This is a genomic window from Rheinheimera sediminis, assembly GCF_004005375.1.
Lineage (GTDB): Bacteria > Pseudomonadota > Gammaproteobacteria > Enterobacterales > Alteromonadaceae > Pararheinheimera.
Genome location: NZ_RZUF01000021.1, coordinates 1 through 24,592 on the forward strand (window position 1 = coordinate 1; position 24,592 = coordinate 24,592).

Here is a 24,592-nt window from a genome sequence, read left to right on the forward strand (position 1 = left end):
CACCTTCTTCAGAAGGTGGATTCTTTACTTTAGTTCCTACTTGTAAAACAAGGCTGATTTAGCTTAAATGAGGACGTTAATAACATAACTGCAACAGGACGTTGAGATGTTACATCAGGGAAAGTTACAGGATTGGGATCCTATACAAGGTACTGGTTTTCTACAGCAGGAAAAAGCGGGTCCACTTATTCGAATTTGTAGCTGTAGCTTTCGTAAAAAGCCAAATCAGCTAAAAGATGGTGACCAGATTTTTTTTCAGATGGAGGTCGACCTGCAAGGCAAACCTATAGCTGTGTTGGCTTATAAAGCAGGACAATGTTTTGCGCCGGATCCGGCCTTTAAAAGGCCTTTACTCTCTTCACTGCTATTTCAACAACTGCTCTCAGTGTTGGTTACTATGTCTATTCTTGCCTGGTTGGGTTATCAGTTTTTTTTCTTAGCCTGAGTTAGTGGATGATGTGTATCGACCCTCTTTGATGTAACTAATTAAATCAAAGAAGCAGGTTCATTGTTCTCATTTTCACTGACTTAATACTCAGATTTTTCTGGATCTGAAGGCGCGCTGTCTGGCCATAGCCGGCTATGGCTAGACAGAGCCACGCAGAAAGGCGTAAAAAGATGCCTATTCAGTGACAAGGCTTATCCCGAACATCAGATTATTTAGCAATAAGTTCCTGTGAATAGAAGTCGATTTTACTACCCTTGATGCTTTTATCCGTTTAAAGCTTGTCGCTTTTCAAATAAGCTTTTACTGTAACCCACAGCGAAGTAAATCATCAGGCTATGGAACACCATCACAGCTGCATAAGTTAAAGCGGCGTTGGTAAAGTGCTGTGCAGCAATAATGCCTTGTGGACTGCTGAAAGTGAGTACCGCCTGGATCAGTGCATCACTTAAAATCAGAGCGTAAACCACCTTCTGACTTTGTTCAGTTGTTAAAAACGCATTTTGTTTTTTACAGTATTGATAGACCAGAAAAATAGTCAGGGCTGGCAACAACACAACATCCTGAATAAATCCAAGTTTAATGGCTGAAAAATAATTGGCCAAAGCCAGTACCAACAGCACCAGAATTTGAAACGCAAAAAAGCGGCTGATAATAAAAGACAACATAAAAGGCACCTACCTAAACTAAATGAAATCAGATTAAAGCATTGGCAGTTAAATGGCGCTTCGACTTAAGTCTAACTCTGCTTAGCTTTGGGAATGTCCTCTGCTGCTATTACCACCTGATTACGGCCCTGATGTTTGGCCTTATACAAGGCTACATCAGCCTGATGCAGCCAGCTCTCCCAGTCAGTGGCTTGCTGCACTGTGGCAATACCAATAGAGGTTGTCAGGGCTGAGCCATCAGGGCGTGACAGTTGATGCCAGACGGCATGTCGGACTTTTTCTGCTAAACGATGTAAATCCGCCAGTTGAATGTCTTTAATCAATAGTACAAATTCTTCGCCGCCATAACGAAACACCGAGTCTTGTTGGCGGATCATTTGTTTTAATAAAGGCACCAGTTGAGTCAGAATAAGATCGCCAGACTGATGGCCAAAATTATCATTGATCGCTTTAAAATGGTCTAAATCCAACAGCATTAAACCGCTTACCATATTTTTCTGCTGGTAGTGCTCAATGGCTGCTGTCAGTTCGTCGGCTAAAGAATAACGAGTTGCTGCACCTGTGAGTGGATCTGTGCTGGCTAAATGCCTCAATTCTTGCCGCTGTAAATGAGTACGATAGGCGAAAATGTAAGCGAAAATACAGGTGATTAACGTAGTGGTAATAAAAGCCAGCAGTTGGACCTTAGTATTAAAAATACTGGATTGCCCGGCAAAATGGATCGATACAATAGCACTGACCATTAATAACAGTAAAAGTAGCGCTTTGATGGGGGCTACTAAAAAGAAGATAAACACCATCAAAGGGTAAATCCAGAACAGCGCGTCTTGCCCGAGCTCCATACAGACCAGAACAGCACCAAAACAAAATATGGTAGCCATCAAAAAGCCTGGTTTTTCAGTCTCTCCGGTGCGCCAGGCCATTCTGACTGAAGTTGTACTGACGGCTATCATAAGCAGATCCACTATGCCGACTAAATAGCTGCCTGTTGCCAAACGGTATAAAGCGTAAGGCAATAAAGTACAGCCAGTTATTACGCCAACTAAAGTAATCATCGACAGATGGAAATTGTCTTTTAAGCGCTGTAACAAGCATACCTCTGTTTTTCGATCCCAGAGCATGACACACCCAGGGTCAGACTTATGATGACGGATTTGGATACTGACATTAAGAACACAGACTCAGCATTACATTAAACTGGTTTTAACGACTCAGCACTATTCTAATAGATGCTCAGGCATTTATTTTTTAAACCTTAATGCCAACTCTTGTAAGGCACCCAACAGCTGAACTATAAGGCGTTGAATCCGTTCGTCCGTCAGCTTTACATCGCTATCGAAGGTATTGGCAAAAGCGTTGCAGAATACTTCGGGTTTATTCACCAGGTGCAGGTCTAAAAATACGCATACCTGACGTAAGTGATACTGAGCTCTCGAGGTCCCCATACCACCACCCGAGCCTAAAATAGCCGCTACTTTTCCGGCCATTAACGCGTTATCAGGCTCACGTGATGCCCAATCCAGCGCATTTTTCAGCGCTGGGGCAATAGAGTAGTTGTATTCAGGGCAGGCCAGTAAAAAAGCATCAGCTTGTGCAAATTGAGCAAGCAGACTCTGTACAGCCAAGGGTTGAACTTTGAGGTCTGAATTATAAAAAGGTAGATCCGTCAGATCTGCAAGTTCGATCTGCATGCCGTCGGGTGCATGCGCTATGGCATATTCGAGCAGGGCTTTGTTTGTTGATTTTGCTCTCAGGCTACCGCAAAGTGCTAGTACTTTTAATCCGGACATGGGTTTTTCCTCGGCGTTAAGTCTGACTCTACACTAAGTCTGAAGCAATGAAATGACAAGCTGATTTAAAAGATTGCAGGATTTAAAAAAGGAATCATCGCCAGAATCAGGGCCTGATGATACACAGAACTGCGGCTGAGTTTGTTCTGAGTCAACAGAGCTATAGCGCCGCCTTTTTGTTTGACATTAGTCTGATCAAAAAGAGCATCCATCACATCGCCCAATTCTTTACCTTGCTTTAGCTCTGCTAAAGCCACTGGCGGTAACATTAAGCTGGCAGAACGGGCCTTGCCAATTTTGCCCTGATGTTCAATCACCATCCAGGCAAAAGTAAAATCACCATCTAAGCCTGCTTCGATCGCAACACGATAATCAGCATCTTCGTTTACAAGAGCCGCGACTCTGTTCATAGCTCCCAGCAAGGTTTCTTCGCTGCTCATCGGCTGATCTGCCACACCACTGGGCACAGCTATACCTTGCACGTCCAAAGCTTCATGATTAAATACCTCTGCAAAAGCTGAGGCGACCGCATTAATTTTGGCTGGATTAGCAGAGGCAACTCGTATTTTTATCATCGAAATACCTATTGATTTCAAAAGCTAAATTGCAGAAAAAACAAAGGCGGCCAGTGCCGCCTTTATTCAATACCAGCAGTGTTAACCTGCTAAACCAACGTAGACGTGCTGTACGTCATCATCGGCGTCAATGGCTTCTAAAAAGGCTTCTACTTCGGCGCGAGCGGCGTCATCTAAAGTCACAGGGTTATTTGGACGATACACCAGCTTGGCTGAAGTCACGTTAAAACCAAAAGCAGGTAAAGCTTTGCTGACGGCATCCAGATCGGTAGGTTCGGTCAGGAATACGCTATCGCCGTCTTCACCTTCTTCAAAGTCCTGCGCACCTGCTTCAATAGCTGCTACTTCCAAATCAGCATCAGGTGAAACAGCATGAGCGACAATTTCACCTAAGTATTTGAAGTCCCATGACACTGAACCTGAACCGCCTAACTGACCTTTACGGAACAGCACGCGGATACTCTGGGCCGAACGGTTTTTGTTGTCTGTTAAACATTCAACAATCACAGGCACCTGATGTGGGGCAAAACCTTCATAAACAACAGTTTCGTAGTTAGCCGGGCCGTCCAGTAAACCTGCACCTTTTTTAATAGCGCGCTCTAAAGTCTCACGTGGCATTGAGGCTTTTTTCGCCGCTTCCACCGCAACACGTAATTTGGAGTTCATATCAGGGTCGGCACCGTTACGGGCTGCAACCATAATTTCTTTGGCTAACTTAGTAAAAATACGGCCTTTTGCAGCCGAGGCATCTGCTTTATGTTTAACTTTCCATTGAGCGCCCATTGCTTCTCTCTCGTATCTGTATCAGTAAAAATTAATGCTGGTGACCACAATCATGGTCGCAGTCGTCGCCGTGTTCATCATCAAAATCGTCATCGCCGTCCTGATGTTGCATCACGCCCCAACCGTCATTATGGCCGCCAAATTTTTTGGCGAATTTATCCAGTTCTGCTTCGCGTGCTGTAATGGCTTCGTGCTCTGGCAGCATGGTTTGGCTGACAATCAGCTCCCACTGTTCCAGATCATTGAAGTGCAATTCCACTTCACCTTGCAGATCCGAGGCTACTAAGGCCGCCATGGCTTTTTCGGCCTGGTCCTTGTTTTTAAATACCAGATAAAAATCGATGGCCAGAGGCTGGCTTAAATCTATTCCGGCGTCCATTAAGGCACGCAGCATATCGCCATTGCCGTCATCAGGAAATTGCATGGTCCGCTCTCCACATCAGGTTAATAGGCCGACCCGGTTGGTCCAGTGCGGCAAGTGGCCGGATTATAGCAATATTTTCAGCACTCTGGGTATCGCAATCTGGTATTGAACTTGACCCCTATCATGGATAGTTGCAGACTCTGTAGCCTTCTAGTCGCAGGACCTATACAGATGAAATCAGTTTTACTTCGTATGCAACTCCTTGTTGTGCCTGGTAGCAAAAGGAGTCACTGATGCTGCTGTATTTAGTGCGTCATGCCACAGCGCAGGACAGAGCTTTAGGCATAGCTGATCCTATGCGGCATCTGGTTGATAAAGGCATCAAGCAAGCGCAAAAGCTAGCGGAGTTTTGCAAAAAACAGCAATTAACCCCAGAGTTACTGCTGACCAGCCCTTTAGCGCGGGCTGAACAAACTGCGGTTTTATTGCATCAGCACGCTCAATGGCCTGAACCTCAACAACAGGCCTGGCTTATTATTGATACCTTGCCTGAAGTTCAATTGAGGGCTTTGACGGAGTTGATGCAACAAGGCGTTAGTTCTGTGTGCTGTGTAGGGCATGAGCCTGATATTTCTGCCTTGCTAGCGCTGTTACTGGATACGGAGCCTGAACATTTTTTTATTAAAAAGGCTTCCATTACCGCGCTGGAACTGAGCCCTGGTCAGGCGGTGCTGCTGTGGTCTTTACCTGTGGCTTTGTTGTAACGCTCAAAAGCCAAAGCAGGGTTCTGCTCTATGGCCGATTGTTGAATAAAAAGCTGCAACTTGGGAAAGAAGCGCAAAAAGACCTGCTCTATTTGTAATTGAAGCTCTGGTAATTCGTCTGCAATAGCGGCATAGCGTGCCGTAAAGCGGCCACGGCTTGCCATACGTTGCAGCGAATATTGGATCCCCGCCAGTTCAGCGTAATGACCAAACCAGTCTTGTTCAGTCACGGCTTTAACGGTTTTTGCCATAGCGTCTGGCATCAAGGGTAAGTCGCCTGTTAAGCTTTGATATAGCCGCTTCTTGTAGTCATTAAAATCAGAATCAAAAAACTCTGGCCAGTGCTTAATCAGGCAAAAATCAAACAACATATCCAGAGCTATTGGGGCGAAACGTCGCATTGCAGGGCTGAACAATAACCTGGCTGCGCGAACATCCGGATCTTGATCGGTAAACCAGTCTACAGCTCTGTGGTTGTATAAAGCTGCAGTCACTGCTGGGCTTAATAACTCCGGATTGATGCCATGATAGAAGTCACCCAATAAATTTCCAATACGGGAATTGGTGTTGGGTTGTGCGAATAGCAGATGAGCCAGATAATTCATTACACCACGGAGTTTATGCAAAAACTGCGTCTAGTCTAAGGCAAAAAAGATGTATTTGCTGAACTAATACGCTATAAGTAGAGGTCTGAAATACCAAGGAATAAGTGATATGAAACAAGGGGTTTTACTGCTAGCTGCGTTGAGTCTTGTTGGTTGCAGCAGCATTAGTCCGCAGGAATGTCAGATGGGAGACTGGTTTGCCATTGGCAAAACTGATGGTCAGCAGGGCTTCTCCAGTACTAAGTTTCGTAGTTATCAAAAAGAGTGTGCTGAATATGGCGTAGGTGCTGATTTTAAAGCCTATGAACAAGGCCACGCACAAGGCGTGATACTGTATTGCACTTATGATGAAGGCAGAGCGCTAGGCCAGAGTGGAGGCGCTTTTAATAAAGTTTGTATAGGTGCATTAGAACCGCAGTTTCGTTTAGGCTACGACCGTGGCCGTCAATGGTACCAGGCTGAATCCGCACTGCGTAATTTAGAAAGTAGCTTGCGCCAGAACGCCGGTACCATAGATGAGTTAGAACAACGCATCGACGATAACACTAAAGAGTTGAGTGCACTGAAAGACAAGCAGCAGAAACAAAAACTGTTGGACGAAAACCGTAGTTTACAGCGTCAACTGCGAGAGCTGAACCAGATGCAAGGCCAGTTAAAGCGTGATTTAAAACAAGCTGAGTTGCAACTTAGTTTGATCCAACTGGGTGGTTAACACAAGACTGAATGAGGAGAGCTGCAGATGAGGGTTTTATGGGGGCTATTACTATGGGTGCCACTGCTGGCGCTATCTGCCCCTATGGACCTCAGCTGGACTGCAGAAAAACTACTGATAGCAGGTCAGCGTAGTCGCTTACTGCATCAACCAGAATGGCCGCAACAACAATCGGACCTAATCGCTTTCAGTATGACAGGTGTGATCCCTAAAGGTATCCATTGTGAGTTAGAAATAAAACTTCGGGACCAGCTGCTACTTAGTTTGCCTTGTACCAAACGTTATATACTGGAGCGGCCTTTCCGTATTACACCTGGTATGTATCTGGAGTTATATCTGCATAACACCGATTTATTTAGTGCTGGTGAAGACGTAGTTTTACGCAACAGAGTATCGCTGGATGTTGCTCAGTAGGTTATTTAACCAGCCTCCTTGGGGTGGTGACTTAACCAGGCTTGAGCGACGCCAGACACTAAAATAAGTAATGCCCCAAACCATTGCAACACAGACATAGGTTCAGCAAAAAGCATCCATGCACCGATAATAACGACCACAGGTTCCAGATAGGCCAAAGTCCCAAACACTCTGGTGGGCAAATGCTGGATCGCTTGCAATGCAAATACCAAGGCCAAAAACCCGGGAAATAAACCGGCCGCCATTAACCATAACCACTGTTCCGCTTCTGGTATTGGCTTGTTAATCAACAGGGGCAGAACACAAAGCGCCCCTACCAGTAGCTGATAAAAACTTTTTTGATACAAAGGAACTGTGTCAGGTACTTTTTTATTCAATAAAATAAAGGCTGTGTAGGTAAATAGAGACAACAGCGCAAACCAAAGTCCTTGTTGCTGCTCGACCCTGGCATTGATCTGAAATTCCTGCAGCATAAAAAAGCCGAAAAAAGCAGTGATGATTAGCAGCAAGGTCCTGCTTGTCAGACGTTCTTTGAAAACAAAGTGGGCCATAATGGCCGACAAAGCAGGAGCCAGATACACCAGTAGAATAGCCAAGGTCAGTGACATACTTTGAATAGCTGATAGAAAACACAAAATGAAACCAGCTAACAACACCCCGTTCAATATAACCAAGGCTGGTGGTTTACTGGCCAATAGGTGCAATTGGCCAGTGAAGGCTAAATACAGAGCGAGTATTACAGCCCCTAAACCCAAGCGGTAAAATGTAAGACTGGCTGGATCTAACGCACTAAAGCGTGCTATGAAACCAATAGTAGCCATCAGGGCTGCAGCTAAAGCGGCCATATAAAAGTAGCGATAGGGCGATAAAAGCATAGAAGTGCTGTTCAAGGGCGTATTCACAAAGCCGCCACTTTAACCAGTCATTTTAGCCAATTCAAGCGGTCATTTTTTAAGTTTATGGCTTTACTCTCGTCTATCCACAGACTGAATAAGGTTTTATTTGATAGCCTACAGCGGCTGCTGAGTCAGGGCTGCTATGGTGTTTGTTACTGCTCTGGAAACTTGTTCTATCTGGTTTTGCGATTGATGCACCTCTTCAATAAGGACAGTACCCTGAGTAGCGAAAGCACTGACGTTGGCCATTTTTTGCATAGCTTGTGTTGTCAGTTGCATGTTTCTGAGTACAACAGATTCTATCTCCTGAGTTGAAGTGCTGGTTCGCGATGCAAGATTACGAACTTCGTCAGCGACCACCGCAAAACCTCTGCCATGTTCACCGGCTCTGGCGGCTTCAATAGCTGCATTCAGGGCCAACAAGTTGGTTTGATCGGCGATCGATCTGATGCTGGTGACTATGGCTGATATTTGCCTGGAGTCTTCATTCAGATTAGAGATTTGATGGGTTGCTTCTGCGATCTCGTTTGAAATGAGAGTTGAATTCTCTACCAAATCCTGCATTTGTATTTTGCTGGATACCACGACCTCGACTGTTTTCACGGACGCGTCCATTGCTACACTTGCTGCATGTTCTACTGCTTGTTCCTTTTTAATGTCCGAAGAGATATCAGAAGCAAACTTTATTACCTTAATGATTTTGCCATTGTCACCGTAGATAGGGTTGTAGGTCGCTTCAAGCCAAATCGGCTGTTTGGATGCCTGCAGTCGCATAAAGCGGCCTGACTTAAATTGTCCTTTGGCCAATTCAGACCAGAAATACGGGTATCGCTGATAAAAGTCGTCGGTACAGAATATTTTATGATGTTTGCCTTTGATCTGCTGCAGCTTATAACCCACAGTCTGCAAAAAATTGTCGTTGGCGTTAATAATAGTACCGTCTGGTTCGAACTCAATCACTGCCTGAGATTTATGCAAAGCCAGAATAATGGCGTGCTGGTCTTTCAGTTGTGTTGTTTTTTCCGTCACATCACTGGCAAATTTTACAATACGTATGACTTTGTCATCTTCAATCACTGGAAAGTAGGTTGCCTCCAGCGCCACAGCAGAGCCATCTTTTTTATAGCGTGTGAAGGTTTTTGAATGAGGAATACCTTGTGAGAGGCTTTGCCAGAATTTTGTGTAGTCGGAGCTTCGGGCATAATGCATATCACAAAACATTTTATGATGTTGCCCTACTATTTCTTCCTGACTGTAGCCTACAACGGCAAGAAACAAGTCGTTGGCTTGCAAAATCAATCCCTGAGGATCAAAAACTATCAACGGAATTTGTTTTTTAACTGCGTCGTAAAATAAGGCTTCAGGTGAGGCTTTTACAGGCTGAGGAGCTTGTTTTAGGAATCTTAAAATAGCGCTCAACATAAACAAAGCCTCTCGTAGATTATTAGCTTAGAACTGAATCACCAGTTGGCGCTCTAGTTATGTCAGCTGAAAAAGTAACCAGAAGATTTTTTCCTGATTTGCGCATAAAGTTACAGGACATAAGGGACAAAGTCAACAAATTGATAATTTGTGCTTCTGATGTAATCTTCAGCATTGGTCGGATTTTGTTGATGTCTGAGAGGGATGGTTGGGGTTGGCAAAGGGTACTTATTTTACTTCATTAAAGTTACTCTGGATGGCAAGCATTGAAGATGGTCATGATAACGTTCTCAAGTAAATGGGCTGGCAAATCTATGAGGTGAAAAGGAAACACCACAATATCTTTGTTGAGTTCAGCACTGTGGGTTCAATAGCCTACCAACAATATTGGAATTACGTGCTCTGGAGTAAAGCTCAGGCTGCTAAATTCAAACGCCTAACTAATGAAGGCATTTTTTTAGTAAGAGCCACAACAATAAAAGCAGGGAGCAAAAATGCTCCCTGCTTGAAGTTTAAGGCAAATCAAACCACAAGGCTTTAACCGGGCCTTGAGTGGCTAAAGCTTTTAGTTCAGTTTCTTTACTAATTTTTGCACCATCACCTGGTTGCATCGCTGTGCCGTTTAGCTCTAACTCGCCTGAAATTAAATGTAGATAGAAGTTCCGTTCAACCCTCACAGGTAACTCAACAACATCATGCTCACTTAGCAGTAGCTGTGATAAATAGGCATCCTGCTTAATCTGCAGCGTACCGTCACGACCGTCCGGCGATATCACCAGCGTTAAGCCAGGTTCAGCTTTAAACTCTTTTTGCTGATAACCTGGTACTCCGCCAAATTGGTTTGGCTGGATCCAAATCTGCAAAAATTTTAAGTTGTCTTTATCACTGGCGTTAAATTCGCTGTGATAAATACCTTTGCCTGCACTCATCAGCTGAAACTCACCAGCAGGTAAAGTTTTTACATTACCGGCTGAGTCTTTGTGGGCAATTTGTCCCTCCAGCACATAACTGATGATTTCCATATCCTGATGGCCATGGGTATCAAAGCCTGCGGCTGCATCGACTTGGTCATCGTTTATCACTCTTAACGCTGAAAAACCCATATGAGCAGGGTCATAATAACGGCCAAAAGAAAAACTGTGTTTGCTTTTCAACCAGCCAAAATTAGCGATACCGCGGTCGGTGGAATATCTTAGTTCAATCATTTTATACTCCGCTAGACACTCCCTTTGCAGAGAGTATCCATTTGAGTGGATTATTAGTTCAGTTTCTGCGCAATCATGGCGTCGATTGAAGCTTTACCTGCACCGCTGAACAGCAGCGAAACACTGGCGGCTAACAGGGCTAAAGCAAATTCGTAGCCGTTAGTGCTCATAAAGAAACCGTTGGCAACATGGACTTTAAAGATGGCCACTAACATGGCGATAATTAAAGTCACTGCAGCAGGACGGGTCAGTACACCAAAGACTAATGCCAGACCACCAAAAAACTCAGCTGCACCAGCTAAAAACGCCATCAGTACACCAGGAGCCAGGCCTATGCTTTCCATCCAGCCGCCAGTGCCTTCTAAGCCGTAGCCACCAAACCAACCAAATAATTTCTGAGCACCGTGCGCCGCAAAAATAATACCGACTGGAACTCGTAAAGCTAAAGCGCCAAAACCTGCGTTAGTACCAAAAATTTTCTGTAAAGTTGCGTTGCTCATCGTATTCACCGTTAAATAAATTGACTATTAATTGGGGTTGTCAGACTGCGTTAAACCGCTTGTCAGTTCCGATGTCTGTACTTTAGAGCGGCTTGTATTTTTAAAAAAGCGGAATAAACTGAGTTCATAATTCAAAATATTTGAACATGAAAATAAAGGTTCTATGGCTAATCATCCTATTCTGACGCTGGACGCTTTGCGTGCACTGGACGCTATCGATCGCAAGGGAAGTTTTGCCGCTGCGGCTGAACACCTATACAAAGTGCCTTCAGCTCTTAGCTATACCATTGCAAAACTTGAAGCTGACCTTGAAGTACAGTTGTTTGATCGTTCCAAACAAAAAGCGCAGTTGACACCGGCAGGTCAGCTGTTATTACAGCAGGGCCGCGAATTATTGCAGGCCGCCAGTCGATTACAAGATGCGATTAAGCAAGTGGACACAGGTTGGGAAACTCAGTTTGTTATAGCCAAAGACAGCATAGTGCCGTATCCACCTGTGCTAAGCCTTATTGATCAATTTATGGCACTGGGCAAAATGACGGAAGTCAGTATGCGTGAAGAAGTATTGGGCGGTGGCTGGGAAGCGTTGGAAACAGGTCGGGCACACATTGCGATAGGGGTGTCGGCTGATATGCCCAAAGGTAAATACGAACTGGTGCCTATGGGGGAAGTCGAATTTGTCTTTGCTTTATCACCCCAGCATGAGCTGGCCAATATCAATAGACAGATTGATTTGGCGGATGTGGAGCAGGAAACGGCCATCGTAGTGTCGGATTCGGCTTTAGATGCACCGAAACGAAGTTCAGGTTTATTTGCTACCCGCCGCGTGTTGAAAGTGAGTTCAATGCAAGCGAAAATTGCCGCTCAGGTACAGGGTTTAGGGGTAGGTTTTTTACCAAAGCATTTAATTCAGGATGAATTAGCCAAAGGCTTATTAATCGCCAAAAAAACCAGCATTCCACGTGAAAAGGCGATGTTGTATCTGGCCTGGCAAAAACAAAGTCAGGGCAAAGCACTGCAGTGGTTTAGTGAAGCTTTTAGCCATTACCCCTGGCTAAAAGTCTGGTCAGCTACCTGATCAGACTGGGCTATGTTATGGTTTTGCACGTAGCCTGATACCAACAACACAAAGTGAAAGAGATGGGCATTGAATAATAAAATTAAAGCAGTAGTGTTTGATTTAGATGGTACTTTGGTGGACTCCAAACTGGATTTTTCTGAACTGCGCCGCCGTTTAGGCTGGCCTGAGCAAAGCTTGATCCTGGAGCATTTAGCCACTTTAGACTGTGAAGTGAAAAAACAGCAGGCAGAGCAGATTATTATCGACTTTGAACTGGAAGGAGCGCGTCGTGCCAGTTGGATGCCTAATGCTGAGGTGTTGCTGCAGCAATTGAAGCGCCAAAATATGCCGATGGCAATCTTAACCCGTAATATGCGTCAGGCTACAGACTTGTGTATGCAGGCGCTGAATATTCCTATAGAGCTGGTGCTGACCCGCGACGATGCTCCGGCTAAACCTCAACCTGAAGGCTTATGGCTGATCGCCGAGCAATTGGCTGTAGCGCCCAAAGAAATACTTTATGTGGGCGATTATCTGTTTGATATTCAAACTGCCCGTAATGCCGGCGCTTATTGCTGTTTATACCGTTATGGCGATAACCATATTTATGCAGAGTTGGCAGATCTGGTGGTAGACGATCTGCTGGAGCTCGCAGACTGGTTAACAGCCTGACGCATAGCACTCTGTTCTGGACTTTTAGGCATTATGTTTCTAACATTTGTTTAACAGTGCCTGAAGGAGCAGTCATATGAGTTACACCCAGTGGTTACATCAACAATGTCCGGAAACACAGACATGGCCGTCCGTGGACTCCTTTGCCTTAATTCAGCAAGCCAAAGCAACACAGCCTTGTAAAAGGCTGGAAATACTGCTGATGATCGCCTGGTTTTTTTGTTTTACCCTGCTGTCTGGTTTTATTGGTCAGCCGCTGTTGGAGGTTTCTGCGCAAGGATTCTTTTGGTCTGCAGAAGCTGTTTGTGCCGTGCTGGCAGGGGCTTTTTTCTGTACTTTTCTGGAGCAAAAAATGCAGCGGCGCTTGATACAGAAAAAACTGTTAGAACTGGTCAAACAACATCAGGTAGCACAAAACGCATTGTAAATTCTGAGCTATTCCTGAGATTCATTAGTATTCCGGTATATTCAGCTTCCTATTTCTGTGGGAATTCCCGAGCATTACCAGGACTTCAACACACAAGGAACTGTTATGACCTTAGGCGATTATATTAAAGACAAGCGTGCAACAATGCAGTTAAGCCAACCACAACTGGCTGAGCAAATAGGCATTGAGCAGTCTTATTTATCCAAATTGGAAAACGATAAATCCCTGCCATCCAACGATGTATTCCGTCGTCTTCTGACAGCTTTGAACCTATCCTTACCTGCATTTGTTGCGGCTTTTTCTGCGCAGGAAATACAACAGCTGACCGCCATAGCGGATGTCGAGTTTTATCTGAAACAGCAGTGCAACAAGCAACAACGCCACTCCGGTTGGTTAGTGCTGAGTTTAAGTTTTGTATTTGCCTTGGGGGCCGCCTGTTTTTATGCGGGATTTCAGGCGTTGTGTTTTCCTGAGCGCTTTCATCAGTATGAATCCCAGGGCGTTGTGTTACCGGGCGAATCCGCTTTTGTATTTACTGACTGGGATCAAAACTTCCCAATACTGACCGGTACTAGTGAAGAGATGCGGCAGTCGATGAAAAACAGGGCTGAAAAAGAACAGTTGATGTATCAGCGTTTCGCTCAACTGACCGAACATAGTTTTGAATATCTGGGCCAATATTACATTCGCACTGTGGATGGCGGTAGCCGTACTTTTGAATATAAAACGGTCGGCCTTGTTAGCCGCACTGGCAACACTGTACTGCAACTGCTTGGCTTATTTTTGATGGTATTTAGTGCTGTGTTAAGTCTGGGCCGCAAGGCGTTGCTGCGGTTCTGAACAAAAGGGCCATTGCTGGCCCGATTTTAGGCTGCTACTAAATCTCATGATCCAACACCTTCGGCAAGCGACGATGTTTTTCTTTGGCTTCCTTAATAGCATCACTAAAAGCGGACGCCAGAATGCCGGTAGGTACTGCAATCATACAAATTCCCGTGACTGCGGTGATGCCCGCCAAAACACGGCCAAGTACTGTGATAGGGTACACATCGCCATAACCTACGGTGGTTAAAGTGGCGACGGCCCACCATGTCGCTCTGGGTATAGAGCCAAAAGCTTCAGGTTGAATATGACCTTCGACTAAATACAGGCAAGTGGCGGCAAAGAGCAAAATAACCAAGCCAAAAATACCACTGACCAGTAACTCATAAGTGCGGCTGCGAATGGCGACTACTATGCACTCCAGAGCCGTAGAAAAGCGCCCAAGTCGTGCTAAGCGCACTACACGGATTAACAACACCAGACGTAAAATGACACCACCGTTGCCCATATAAAGCGAAAAGGCCACTATTATTGCCAATAAGTCGGTCATGGCAAAAAAGGAAAAGAAATGCTGCCAGCGGTTTTTTACTGAATCATTTTCAACACAGGTCCAGAGCCTTGCCAGATATTCCACTAAAAACAGTGAACCTAAAGCCAGCTCAGTGTAACGAAACCAGTGTTCATGGCCCAGACGTATGCTGGGTTCTGTTTGCACTATAGCTAGCAGAATACCGGCAAGTATCACCAGTGCTATAACTATATTGAGCGGAGACATGCCGCGGCCTGAATATAATACAGGGTCTAGCTGATGCGCCAGACGAGAGCGGACTTTGTGCAATAGACTTTGATCGTGCATAGCACACCAGATTGAAAAGCTTTGGTTAATTGTCTCGGCAAGCGACTGATATAGCAAGGCTATCTTTTATGTTGCTGTTAAAAACCTGTTAGTACCTGATCCAAAGTACCCAGGCTGTGCTGTGACAATGCCTGTTGCCGTTCCTGTTCAGTTAAAATGCCGACAAAAGGAGTACGGCGGCGTAACTTTCGCAAGTAGGGACTATCTTCAGTAATGCCTTGGTAAAATTGTTCTTGCTGCTGATATAACTCCAGCACAGAAACCCAATGCAAATAAGCACCATAGCCTAGTTGGCCGTTATCCCGTCGTTCTTCAAGTTTGGCTTTTACTTGTTCAACTAAAGCTGGCTCTGCTAATAATTTGGCTGCTATAGCCTGATGCAATACCAAAATTTGCCGATCGATGTTTTCATCTTTAATACCGGTCTTTTTCACCCTGTAGGGTCTGTTTTGTTTATTGCTTTTAGGTGTCCACATCGCTTGTATTCTTTAGTGTTAATTAATGAAAGTCTCTGGAGTAACTTTTAAGCGAGCCAAGTAGTGGCGTCAGGTCGGTTAAACGCCCGGCAATAATATGAATTACGCCCTCTTTTTTCTCCAGAATACCATTGACCTTCAGTAGTCTAGATTTTAAATACGGCTGGCGCTGTGCCGAAGCTGTAGCCGACCAGACCACTAAATTACTAAAACCTGTACCATCTTCCAGCGTAATAAAAGTCACACCAGAAGCAGTGCCAGGGCTTTGCTTCGCTGTGACCAAACCTATTACAGTCACCACTGACTTATGGTTCAGTGCAGCAAGCTCTGCTGCCTGTGCAAATTTCCCCAGCAGCCCTTGTTGCTTTAATAATTGAACAGGATGAGTGCGTAAACTCAGGCCTGTGCTTTGATAATCTTCCACCACTTCTGAGAGCTCAGAGGACATCGGCAACTGGTACTGGGTTTGGTAAGGTTCGGCTGCTAATAATGGTAATTTATGTTGCTGATCCAGTAATTGCCAGCGGGCCTGATAACGTTGCCCTGACAGTTGTTGTAAGGCATTGGCACTGGCAAGGGCTGTTAAATCACCATCACTTAGGCCAGACTGCGCCACTTCAGCAAGTTGCTGATAACCACCCTCTGGCCTGTGTTTTAACAAAAGCAAAGCACCTTGCCGGCTTAATCCTTTTACCAACCTAAGGCCTAAACGAATTGCAAAGCCTGAGTTAGTTGTGGAGGGGGCAGCTAGCATTAAATGATCCCAATCGGACAGATTCACACAAATAGGCAACACTTCTACATTATGTATACGGGCATCCTGAATCAGCTGGCTGGGAGCATAAAACCCCATAGGCTGGCTATTGAGCAAAGCAACATAAAAAGCCACTGGGTAATAATGCTTTAAATAAGCCGAGACATAAGCCAAGACAGCAAAACTGGCTGAATGCGACTCAGGAAAACCATATTCACCAAAACCACAAATTTGCTGGTAAATACGTTCGGCAAAGTCTTGCTGATAGCCTCTGCTTAACATGCCGTTTATCAGTTTTTGTTTAAACTGAATCAGCTCGCCGGTTTTTTTCCAACTGGCCATAGCGCGGCGCAGCTGATCGGCTTCACCACCACTGAAACCTGCGGCCACCATTGCCAGTTTAATCACTTGCTCCTGAAAAATAGGCACACCTAAAGTGCGTTCCAGCACTTGTTGCACAGCAACTGAAGGATAAGACACTGCTTCTTCGCCATTGCGGCGTTTTAAGTAAGGATGCACCATATCGCCCTGAATAGGGCCTGGCCGCACTATAGCAATCTGGATCACTAAATCGTAATAGGTCTTGGGCTTAAGCCTTGGCAGCATCGACATCTGAGCCCGCGATTCAATCTGAAATAAGCCGACAGTATCGGCTTGCTGAATAGCTTTATAGACCGCAGGGTCGTCACCTGCTTTGGTTATGGCCGCTATGCTTAATTCCGTACTCTGGTAACGCCTGACCAAATCAAACGTCTTGCGAATTGCGCTTAGCATACCCAAAGCCAGCACATCTACTTTTAATAGCTTTAATGATTCCAGATCATCTTTATCCCATTGGATCACAGTGCGATCGGCCATGGCTGCATTTTCCACTGGTACTAAGTCGTACAAAGGCCCTTGTGAAATTAAAAAACCACCTACATGCTGGGATAAATGCCGTGGCATGCCGACTAACTGCTGTACCAGTTGCACCAACTGCTGAGCTTTTTTTGATTCTGGGTCCAGCCCAAGTTGAATCAACTGACTGCTCCAGTGTTGATTTTTATCCCTTCTATGCAGGTTTTTTAAGAAAAACTCCACCTGATGCAGCTCAAACCCCAAAGCTTTACTGATATCGCGAAAGGCACTTTTAAAGCGATAACAAATCACAGTGGCAGCCAAGGCTGCGCGTTCACGGCCGTATTTCTGATAAATATACTGGATCACTTCTTCACGGCGTTCATGCTCAAAATCTACATCTATATCAGGAGGTTCTGCCCGTTCTATGGAAATAAAGCGTTCGATTAAGACCTGAATTTGGCGTGGGTCCACAGCAGTAATAGCCAGGCAATAACAGACCACTGAGTTCGCTGCTGAGCCACGGCCCTGGTACAAAATCTGTTGTTTTTGTGCAAACAGCACTAAATCGTGAATAGTTAAAAAATAGTAGGGGTAGTTCAGTTGCTCTATTAAATTCAGCTCTTTGTTGATGGTTTGCTGAATATCTCTTGGTACGCCTTCAGGAAAACGTTGTTTCTCGCCGATTTTGACTAAATCACGTAAATGCTGCATGGCGGTTTTGCCTGCAGGCACCAGTTCAGCCGGGTACTGGTAACTTAATTCATCCAATGAAAAATGGCATAAGTCAGCCAGTTTTTGGCTGTTGTCCAAAAGCTCAGTTGGAAATAACTGCTGGAGTTTTTTAATAGGTCTTAAGCTTTGTTCAGCGTTACTTAATAGCTGCCGCGCCATAGCAGGCACGGTGTTACCAGCTTTAATAGCACTTAATGCATGCTGCAAAGGCAAACGACTGGCCTGATGCATTAACACCTCACCTGTAGCGCAGCAGGGCAGTTGCAGTTGTTCTGCCAACTGCTGGCAATAAGGCAGATAAAACTGATCCTTACTTTGTAATTTGCGGCTGGCTCCAAGCCATAAGCGCTCAGCATGATGTTGCTGTAACCAATGGCCCCAGTACTGGTCGGTTTGCTGATCGCCACTGGGTAGCCAGAGGATCTGGCAATGCTGAACACGCTGAATATCCCATTCGGCCAGCTGATATTCACCTTTTTCGGCGCGGCGTCTGGCCTGGGTAATAATACGGCATAACTCGCTATAGGCTGTTTTGTCCGGGCAGAGCAATACCAGCCGTAACTGTGGGTTCAGTACCAGCAAGGATCCAATGATTAGTGTCAGCGGCAACTGTTTTTCTTTGATCTGATGGTGAGCACGTACTACGCCTGCCAGCGAGCATTCATCAGTAATAGCCAAGGCTTTATAGCCTAAAGCTGCGGCTTGCTGCACTAATTCAGCCGGACTGGAAGCCCCCTGCAGAAAAGAGAAATGACTCTGACAAAATAGCTCCGAATATCCTCTTCTTGCTTGAAGCTGCTGCTTTGTTGACTGCATTTACTCGTCCCTATCACAGAGTAGCCCTATGCTCGTGGGGCCTAGTGCATTTGTCGCCGCGTCGTAACTCCAATTACTTTGCGGAGGGCAGTAGTTTTTAATGGAGGCAGGGATTTTCATCAGCTGAAATACCCCTGCAGGTAGAGCTGCTCTGGCTGCTGCAAATCACGGAATAACCACAACCATTGGCCTTGTGCATTTTGGCCAACATAATAATCACGATGCTGGCTCTGCTGTTGCCACCAGCCACTGCTTAAGCGTTCAGGGCCATACTGTAGTTTCAACTGCTGTTGTTGCTCTGCATCCAAAGCCAAAGGTGGGTCCACTAAAAATGCGGGCCGCACCGCAGCTAAAGTACCGGCAATAGCGGCTTGTGGCTCTAAAGCAGACGCATAACTACTGGCCCGTTCTGGCAGCAGATCATTGAGCAAACAAGGGCTTGTTACCTGATCTTTCCCCAAACGAGCCTGCAGTAATGACAAGAGTTGCAGGGCTGAATACAACTGCTCTTTGCCTGCACCTAAATGGCCTGTAAATAAGGTTTTGTACTGAGCGTAACGCGGCCCGGCACGTCCTAGTATTAGCTTCAGCTGGATCACAGGCTTATTCAGTTTTAAGCGCTCTAGCTGTAGTTCGCTAATCTTTAACCAGTCTTTAGTTTGGTATTCGCCCTGAGCTGAATGCAATTGCAGCTGTTGCTGCTGATCCTGGCGCTGCAGTAAGCAAAGTTCTAACTGGTAAGCCAGTTGATCCCGTTGTTGCAAGTACAGCTGCAACAAGCCAAACAAGTGCTGCAGTGGCCCAAGTAGCTGGTCGCTGCGCTCCATTTCGTACAGCAGCTCTAACTGCTGCTCAAACTGTTCTGCGGGTTGAATAAACTGCAGCAAAGCAGGTTTGGTTCCTGTCAGTTGCTGTAAATACTGCAGCATTTCAACACCAAAACGCCGCACCAGTTCCGCCTGTGGGATCTTCAATAGATCACCAAGCTGTGTCAGCCCAAGCCGCTGTAATTGTTCCTGTAGCTTGTCTGGTAATTGGGCATGTTGCAGTGGCAAGACGTTGAGTTGCTGCTGAATTTTATCGTTTTGCAACAGAAATTGATCCCAGCCTTGTAGTGCCAGTAGACGCGCGACTAAGGGGTATTGAGCTGTGGCAAAATGATACTGATAACCAGTTTGTTGCAGTACTTGTTGTATTTGCTGCCAGAATTGCATAGCGCCACCATACAAGGCCAACATAGGGCTTAATTTCAGCACTAAAGCGGTATCCTGCTGCAAGGCTATATCAGCGCAGTATTGATATAAAAGCTGGGCTAACTGCTCTAGTTGTTGCTGTTCTTGCACTGCCTGATGAGCCACCAGTTGCAGTTGATGGCACAAAGAGGCGGCTGAAGCTAATCCCATACCCAAAGTTAAGCCCGCCTCTCTTGCTGCAGAGTTAAGTTGCAGCAACTGATGGTCAGCGCCTACTATCGCCAGAGGTGCTGTTAAATCAAGTAAAGTAGTGCTATGGCTCTTGCTTGATAAGGTATTTTTGGCTGTACTTTTTTGGTGGGCTACTGATTTGTGTTGTTCTGCGACCACTGAGCTCTGCTGTTGCAATAACAGCTTATCCAGCTGCATTTGCGGGAAATATAAATACAACCAAAACTCTGTCCGATCAGGCATAGCGAATCTCCTCAGCCAGCTCTGGACAAAGGCGGATTTGAATAGTGCTTTTGCTGTAACTCCGGTTTGATAAACTGCGGATAAAGCTCTGCCCATGGCAACACTAGTTCTTGCTGTTGCCAGCCACCTTTGCGTTTCAGAATACGGATCTGTAAGCCACCTGCAGAGGGAGTCAGTTGTAAGCTTAAAGCCCAGGGTAAGAGTTGTTGCTCAGCCATTGCTGGACGGAAAAAATACAACTGGCTTTGGCCTTGTGCTGCCGCTAACTGCAAACGTTTGAGCTGGGTTAAATTTAAGCTGTTTTGCCAGAGCAGCACATCCATACAACTGCCACTTTTTAAGCAGAGTTCTGCTGCCCAGAGTGCGTCAGCAAAGCGGGGGGCATTGAGTTGCAATACCTGATGCAAAGGCCGCTTTTGTTGCAGCAGGTATTCAGCGCAGAGAGTGGCTGGTGGATTGATCCAGATTTGCAGCAGCTCAGCTCCGGATCCTTCCAACGCTTTTTGGATCAATTGCACTTCAGCACAAGCGCCATGGCTTTGTAATTCAACAACGTTATGCTGTGGCCAGCCGCCACCCAGAAGCTTATCCAAAGCGGTAAAGCCTGTGCTTTGGCACTGTTCATAAGGCGCTTCGGTTTGACTGGCCTGCCAGATCAGTTGTCTGTTCTGTAGCTGTTGCAGCAGAGCATTCATGATTTCTATCTCAAAGTACTGTATATAAAAACAGTATAAAAGATCTGTTTGGGATCGCAAGGGTAAAGTCAGGGTTTTCTGATCTTTTGCTTCTGGTCGATCAGGGCGTAAGAATTATGTTAATCTGCGCGACTTTTTCGCCCTGTATAGGTGATTTGCTTTGCATTAGGGCCGCTGATTTGATTTATGAGACTGATATGACTGAAACACAAAGCTTTACCGCGAAAACCTGGATTTTGATCCTGAGTTTAGTGCTGATTGCTCTCACTTTAAGACCCTCCATGGCATCTATCGGGCCTTTATTGCCTTTGATGCAACCTGAATTACATCTGTCTTTTACTCAGGCTTCGTTGCTGACCATGTTGCCTGTACTGGCTATGGGTTTAGGCATCTTTTTTGCGCATCAGCTGGCACTGTGGTTTGGCTCTTATCAGGTCGTTTTCTGGGCGTCTGTCGCTATAGCCGCAGCCACAGCACAGCGCTACTGGGCTGTTGGCGCTTTGGATCTAACCTTAAGTGCCATAGTGGCAGGTTTAGGTATTGCCATGGTACAGGCTGTAGTGCCTGGTGTGATTAAACAAAAATTCACTACGAAAGCGCCTTTAGTGATGGGCTGGTATATATCCGCCATTATTGCCGGTGCGGCCTTAACTGCATCTTTAGCTGCATTTTGGGCTGACTGGGCACAAAGCTGGCGGGTGGCATTATCCGGTTGGGTGGTTTTATCTGTAGTGGCTCTGGTGTTGTGGTTTTCACAAAAAAACGCTATTCAAAATTTGCCTGTGGTGCAGTCGCAGCAAAAACCGCTGAGTTTTGCGAAATACAGCAGAGCCTGGACCTTAGCGCTGTTTTTTGGCTTGGTGACCTGCGCTTTTACCTGTGTGCTTGCCTGGTTGCCTGCTTATTATGTGGAGCAAGGTTGGAGTGAGCAAAAAAGTGGTTTGCTACTGGGCTTATTGCTTTGTATGGAAGTGCTGTCTGGTTTTATCAGCCCCTGGCTTGCCAGTCGTAAAGCCGACCGCCGTCCTGTGATGCTGGTTTTACTGGTGTTGATGGCCACAGGTTTTGCGGGTTTAGTGGCTGCTCCACAGCTGGGTTTGTTATGGGCCTCGTTATTGGGTTTAGGTATTGGTGGCTTATTTCCTTTGTCTTTAATTGTGTCTATGGATCATCAGCATCAGCCTTCTTCAGCTGCTAGTCTGACTGCTTTTGTACAAGGTATAGGTTATACGCTGGCGGCTTTTTCACCTTTGATTGCTGGTTTTATTCGTGACTTTAGCCAAAGCTTTAGCATCAGCTGGTTGTTATTAGCCGCTATAGCAGTGCTTTTGATGGCAATGGCGACACGCTTTAATCCACAGCAGTACAGCGCAAAATTTCAATAGGCTTTTTCAGGGAGTCGACCATGCAAGCCAATCTGATGTTATTACTGGCCGCTGCGATTTGGGGTTTAGGTTTTGTCGCCCAGCGTTTGGGCATGGATCATTTAGGGCCTTATTCCTTTAACGGCTTGCGCTTTTTTATTGGTGCTTTGAGTTTATTGCCTTTGATCTGCTGGTATAGGTATCAGGGCAAATTGCAAGATGTAGACTGGAAGCTACTGTTTTGGGCTGGTTTACCTGTTGGAATTCTGCTCTTTATCGCAGCATCATTGCAGCAAGTTGGGCTCTTATACACTACGGCCGCCAATGCAGGTTTTATTACCGGGCTTTATATAGTGCTGGTGCCGCTTTTTGGGGTTTTCCTGAAACATCAAATCAGCGCTAATATTTGGCTCGGCTGTGTTATTGCTGTTTCTGGTTTGTATATATTGAGTGTGGGTGACAACTTTTCAGTAAATTTCGGCGATCTATTGCAGTTGATAGGTGCATTGTTCTGGGCGGCGCATTTGCTGACTATCGACCATTACAGCAAAAAAGTCCCGCCAATTTTATTGGCTTGTCTGCAGTTTGTGGTCTGTGGAACGCTGAGCATGGTGGTGGCTTTTAGCATCGAAACGCCTACTGTGACTAATGCTTTATTGGCCTGGAAGTCGGTGCTCTATGCAGGTGTTGTCTCTGTGGGTATTGCTTACACTTTACAGGTGATGGCACAAAAACATGCCCATCCGGCTCATGCTGCCATTATCTTAAGTTTAGAAACCGTATTTGCTGCTATAGGCGGTGTATGGCTGCTGGGCGAAGAGCTAAGCGGCAGGGCGTTGACAGGTTGCGGCCTGATGCTACTGGGTATGTTGGTTTCTCAGTTACCACTGCGCTGGTTACTGCGCTCCAAAGCTTTTACCTGAACTTTAGGTAGGTTAATACTGCAGTTTAAACAATAACTCAGCTAAATCGGGTTGCCACCAGAAGTCTTTGGCTACGCGGCCATTTCGCACTATTACTCCTTCTGCCAGTAGCAATTGTTGCTGCTCTAAAGCTTGAGGTGTACCAGCAGTAAAAGCCAACTGACCACCAGAGCGCATCACTCTGTACCAGGGCAGTTGCAGTTCATCTGGTGCTAACCCCAGAGTTTTACCCACTAAGCGAGCGCGGCCAGGTAAACCTGCCAAATCGGCAATCTGACCATAACTGGCAATTTTTCCGGCCGGAATTTGTAACACCGTTTGCCAGATCTTTTGTTGTTTAGAAGGGTGTTGTTGCATCAGATCACTACTTTAAAAACGCCGGCTGGCTGATATTTATCGGACAATGCTACAATGCGGCCGCCTTTTTTGCCGGAGTTTTTATGTTTACCACTATTGACGGTATTCGGCTGCGTATTCCCACCGAAGAACCTGTAGCACCAGAAAGCAGCGATTGTTGTGGCAGTGGCAGCTGTTGCCCTTGTGTCTGGGATTATTACCGCGCCCAGCAAAAAGCCTGGCTAGGTCAAAAGGAACAAGAGCAAAAGCAGGAGCAAGAGCCAGAGTAAGAGTCGGGGCAATGACTCTTACTCCTCAATCAGCTTAATAGGCTTTGTTCACTACAGTGCGACCTATAGGTGCCAGGCTTAAAGTCGCCAGTTTTAAGTGAGCTAAACCAAATGGAATGCCGATGATAGTAATAAAACACGCCACGGCATGAAACAAATGACCCAACGCCAGCCAGAAACCTGCAAAGACAAACCAAATCACATTACCAACAAAGCCTAAAGGGCCAGTGCCAATATCGGAAATACGGTTTAAGCGCTCGCGGTTGACGTGCTCGTTGCCAAAAGGCCAAAACGCCATTTCACCAATAACAAAACAAGCGCGGCCAAAGGGGATAAAGATAATACTGACGAAACAGAGCAAACCAATACACCACCAAGCCAGTCCCATTAAAAAGCCACCCATCACAAACCAGAAGATATTAAATATCAGTCGTAAAGCACCCATGGTCTTTCTCCTTTTTTCATCTATGCCAAAAGGGTTACAAGATTAGGGCCAGTTTTAATTGCTATATAAATCAGTTATCTAGTCTATATGCTTGAAGGCTGAACTGTGAAATTCACTATTTAATAGTGAATTTCACTTTTGGCTTTGACCAAATTGCGCCACAGGAAAAGCTTGCCGCGATAAAGCGCAACGGTTTTAATAGTCTGGTTCCCCCCATAGTACCTGCTGTTTTTGCTTGGTTGGCCTGTTGTCGCTTTGCAACAGACTTTTGGGA

At 45.6% G+C, this 24,592-nt stretch carries 29 protein-coding genes; 11 read left to right on the forward strand and 18 right to left on the reverse strand.

Annotated features, from left to right (window positions below):
• The first annotated feature begins 106 nt into the window (after positions 1-106).
• Positions 107-445, forward strand: coding sequence for a hypothetical protein (locus EMM73_RS14685; RefSeq protein ID WP_127687557.1), 339 nt, complete (start codon positions 107-109; stop codon positions 443-445).
• A 266-nt stretch (positions 446-711) separates the two neighbouring features.
• On the opposite strand, the gene EMM73_RS14690 is transcribed toward EMM73_RS14685, so the two are convergent.
• From EMM73_RS14690 to EMM73_RS14715, 6 genes are all read right to left on the reverse strand, one after another.
• The gene (locus EMM73_RS14690) at positions 712-1,113 is read right to left on the reverse strand and encodes a hypothetical protein (RefSeq protein ID WP_127687558.1); all 402 of its coding nucleotides are present in this window, start codon (positions 1,111-1,113) and stop codon (positions 712-714) included.
• 71 nt (positions 1,114-1,184) lie between these two features.
• Positions 1,185-2,204, reverse strand: coding sequence for a GGDEF domain-containing protein (locus EMM73_RS14695; protein WP_127687559.1), 1,020 nt, complete (start codon positions 2,202-2,204; stop codon positions 1,185-1,187).
• 150 nt (positions 2,205-2,354) lie between these two features.
• Positions 2,355-2,903: an NADPH-dependent FMN reductase gene (locus EMM73_RS14700; RefSeq protein ID WP_127687560.1), complete on the reverse strand. Its 549-nt coding sequence runs from the start codon at positions 2,901-2,903 to the stop codon at positions 2,355-2,357.
• A 65-nt stretch (positions 2,904-2,968) separates the two neighbouring features.
• Positions 2,969-3,478 carry an inosine/xanthosine triphosphatase gene (yjjX, locus tag EMM73_RS14705; protein WP_127687561.1) on the reverse strand — a complete coding sequence of 170 codons (510 nt, stop codon included), beginning with the start codon at positions 3,476-3,478 and terminating at the stop codon, positions 2,969-2,971.
• An 81-nt stretch (positions 3,479-3,559) separates the two neighbouring features.
• Positions 3,560-4,261: a YebC/PmpR family DNA-binding transcriptional regulator gene (locus EMM73_RS14710; RefSeq protein ID WP_127687562.1), complete on the reverse strand. Its 702-nt coding sequence runs from the start codon at positions 4,259-4,261 to the stop codon at positions 3,560-3,562.
• 31 nt (positions 4,262-4,292) lie between these two features.
• Entirely contained in the window at positions 4,293-4,685 is a 393-nt protein-coding gene (locus EMM73_RS14715) for a ribonuclease E inhibitor RraB (protein ID WP_127687563.1), read from the reverse strand.
• Positions 4,686-4,918: 233 nt separating this feature from the next.
• Here EMM73_RS14715 and sixA point away from each other — a divergent pair, with 233 nt between their 5' ends.
• Positions 4,919-5,389 (forward strand): phosphohistidine phosphatase SixA, encoded by a 471-nt coding sequence (gene sixA, locus EMM73_RS14720; protein WP_127687564.1) that lies wholly within the window; start codon positions 4,919-4,921, stop codon positions 5,387-5,389.
• On the opposite strand, the gene EMM73_RS14725 is transcribed toward sixA, so the two are convergent.
• Complete coding sequence (locus EMM73_RS14725) at positions 5,347-6,015, reverse strand: acyl carrier protein phosphodiesterase (RefSeq protein WP_127687565.1); 669 nt, start codon at positions 6,013-6,015, stop codon at positions 5,347-5,349. The genes sixA and EMM73_RS14725 overlap by 43 nt on opposite strands.
• An 88-nt stretch (positions 6,016-6,103) precedes the next feature.
• On the opposite strand from EMM73_RS14725, the gene EMM73_RS14730 reads away from it, so the two are divergent.
• The gene (locus EMM73_RS14730; RefSeq protein WP_127687566.1) at positions 6,104-6,706 is read left to right on the forward strand and encodes a DUF2799 domain-containing protein; all 603 of its coding nucleotides are present in this window, start codon (positions 6,104-6,106) and stop codon (positions 6,704-6,706) included.
• A 27-nt stretch (positions 6,707-6,733) separates the two neighbouring features.
• Positions 6,734-7,120, forward strand: coding sequence for a hypothetical protein (locus EMM73_RS14735; RefSeq protein ID WP_127687567.1), 387 nt, complete (start codon positions 6,734-6,736; stop codon positions 7,118-7,120).
• Positions 7,121-7,125: 5 nt separating this feature from the next.
• Here EMM73_RS14735 and EMM73_RS14740 read toward each other — a convergent pair whose 3' ends face one another.
• The 4 genes from EMM73_RS14740 to EMM73_RS14755 all read right to left on the reverse strand — a co-directional run bounded on the left by EMM73_RS14740 (position 7,126) and on the right by EMM73_RS14755 (position 11,143).
• Positions 7,126-8,022: a DMT family transporter gene (locus EMM73_RS14740; RefSeq protein ID WP_261373447.1), complete on the reverse strand. Its 897-nt coding sequence runs from the start codon at positions 8,020-8,022 to the stop codon at positions 7,126-7,128.
• Positions 8,023-8,130: 108 nt separating this feature from the next.
• On the reverse strand, positions 8,131-9,438 hold the full coding sequence (locus EMM73_RS20480; RefSeq protein ID WP_127687569.1) for a methyl-accepting chemotaxis protein: 1,308 nt from the start codon (positions 9,436-9,438) through the stop codon (positions 8,131-8,133).
• A 512-nt stretch (positions 9,439-9,950) separates the two neighbouring features.
• Positions 9,951-10,643: a pirin family protein gene (locus EMM73_RS14750; RefSeq protein ID WP_127687570.1), complete on the reverse strand. Its 693-nt coding sequence runs from the start codon at positions 10,641-10,643 to the stop codon at positions 9,951-9,953.
• Positions 10,644-10,696: 53 nt separating this feature from the next.
• Entirely contained in the window at positions 10,697-11,143 is a 447-nt protein-coding gene (locus EMM73_RS14755; protein ID WP_127687571.1) for a DoxX family protein, read from the reverse strand.
• 163 nt (positions 11,144-11,306) lie between these two features.
• On the opposite strand from EMM73_RS14755, the gene EMM73_RS14760 reads away from it, so the two are divergent.
• The 4 genes from EMM73_RS14760 (at position 11,307) to EMM73_RS14775 (ending at position 14,142) form a co-directional block, all read left to right on the forward strand.
• Positions 11,307-12,221 (forward strand): LysR family transcriptional regulator, encoded by a 915-nt coding sequence (locus EMM73_RS14760; RefSeq protein WP_127687572.1) that lies wholly within the window; start codon positions 11,307-11,309, stop codon positions 12,219-12,221.
• Positions 12,222-12,290: 69 nt separating this feature from the next.
• Positions 12,291-12,875 carry an HAD family hydrolase gene (locus tag EMM73_RS14765; RefSeq protein ID WP_127687573.1) on the forward strand — a complete coding sequence of 195 codons (585 nt, stop codon included), beginning with the start codon at positions 12,291-12,293 and terminating at the stop codon, positions 12,873-12,875.
• A 76-nt stretch (positions 12,876-12,951) separates the two neighbouring features.
• Entirely contained in the window at positions 12,952-13,302 is a 351-nt protein-coding gene (locus EMM73_RS14770) for a hypothetical protein (RefSeq protein WP_127687574.1), read from the forward strand.
• Positions 13,303-13,407: 105 nt separating this feature from the next.
• Positions 13,408-14,142 (forward strand): helix-turn-helix domain-containing protein, encoded by a 735-nt coding sequence (locus EMM73_RS14775; protein WP_127687575.1) that lies wholly within the window; start codon positions 13,408-13,410, stop codon positions 14,140-14,142.
• Positions 14,143-14,179: 37 nt separating this feature from the next.
• Here EMM73_RS14775 and EMM73_RS14780 read toward each other — a convergent pair whose 3' ends face one another.
• The 5 genes from EMM73_RS14780 to imuA all read right to left on the reverse strand — a co-directional run bounded on the left by EMM73_RS14780 (position 14,180) and on the right by imuA (position 20,960).
• The gene (locus EMM73_RS14780; RefSeq protein ID WP_127687576.1) at positions 14,180-14,980 is read right to left on the reverse strand and encodes an ion transporter; all 801 of its coding nucleotides are present in this window, start codon (positions 14,978-14,980) and stop codon (positions 14,180-14,182) included.
• A gap of 77 nt (positions 14,981-15,057) precedes the next feature.
• On the reverse strand, positions 15,058-15,456 hold the full coding sequence (locus tag EMM73_RS14785) for a hypothetical protein (protein WP_127687577.1): 399 nt from the start codon (positions 15,454-15,456) through the stop codon (positions 15,058-15,060).
• Between the two features lie 22 nt (positions 15,457-15,478).
• Positions 15,479-18,598: an error-prone DNA polymerase gene (locus tag EMM73_RS14790; protein ID WP_127687578.1), complete on the reverse strand. Its 3,120-nt coding sequence runs from the start codon at positions 18,596-18,598 to the stop codon at positions 15,479-15,481.
• A 119-nt stretch (positions 18,599-18,717) separates the two neighbouring features.
• The gene (locus tag EMM73_RS14795) at positions 18,718-20,265 is read right to left on the reverse strand and encodes a Y-family DNA polymerase (protein WP_186435241.1); all 1,548 of its coding nucleotides are present in this window, start codon (positions 20,263-20,265) and stop codon (positions 18,718-18,720) included.
• Positions 20,266-20,276: 11 nt separating this feature from the next.
• Entirely contained in the window at positions 20,277-20,960 is a 684-nt protein-coding gene (gene imuA / locus EMM73_RS14800; protein WP_127687580.1) for a translesion DNA synthesis-associated protein ImuA, read from the reverse strand.
• 197 nt (positions 20,961-21,157) lie between these two features.
• Between imuA and EMM73_RS14805 the strand changes: the two genes are divergently transcribed.
• Together EMM73_RS14805 and EMM73_RS14810 are read left to right on the forward strand one after the other, a co-directional pair.
• Entirely contained in the window at positions 21,158-22,345 is a 1,188-nt protein-coding gene (locus EMM73_RS14805; RefSeq protein ID WP_186435242.1) for an MFS transporter, read from the forward strand.
• Between the two features lie 20 nt (positions 22,346-22,365).
• Positions 22,366-23,247, forward strand: coding sequence for a DMT family transporter (locus EMM73_RS14810; protein ID WP_127687582.1), 882 nt, complete (start codon positions 22,366-22,368; stop codon positions 23,245-23,247).
• A 12-nt stretch (positions 23,248-23,259) separates the two neighbouring features.
• Here the strand turns inward: EMM73_RS14810 and EMM73_RS14815 are convergent, their stop codons facing one another.
• Positions 23,260-23,604, reverse strand: a complete 345-nt coding sequence (locus EMM73_RS14815; protein WP_127687583.1) for an MGMT family protein — start codon at positions 23,602-23,604, stop codon at positions 23,260-23,262.
• Between the two features lie 83 nt (positions 23,605-23,687).
• On the opposite strand from EMM73_RS14815, the gene EMM73_RS14820 reads away from it, so the two are divergent.
• Positions 23,688-23,873 (forward strand): oxidoreductase-like domain-containing protein, encoded by a 186-nt coding sequence (locus EMM73_RS14820; RefSeq protein ID WP_186435243.1) that lies wholly within the window; start codon positions 23,688-23,690, stop codon positions 23,871-23,873.
• 34 nt (positions 23,874-23,907) lie between these two features.
• Here the strand turns inward: EMM73_RS14820 and EMM73_RS14825 are convergent, their stop codons facing one another.
• Positions 23,908-24,318 (reverse strand): YccF domain-containing protein, encoded by a 411-nt coding sequence (locus tag EMM73_RS14825; RefSeq protein WP_127687584.1) that lies wholly within the window; start codon positions 24,316-24,318, stop codon positions 23,908-23,910.
• Positions 24,319-24,592 lie beyond the last annotated feature (274 nt).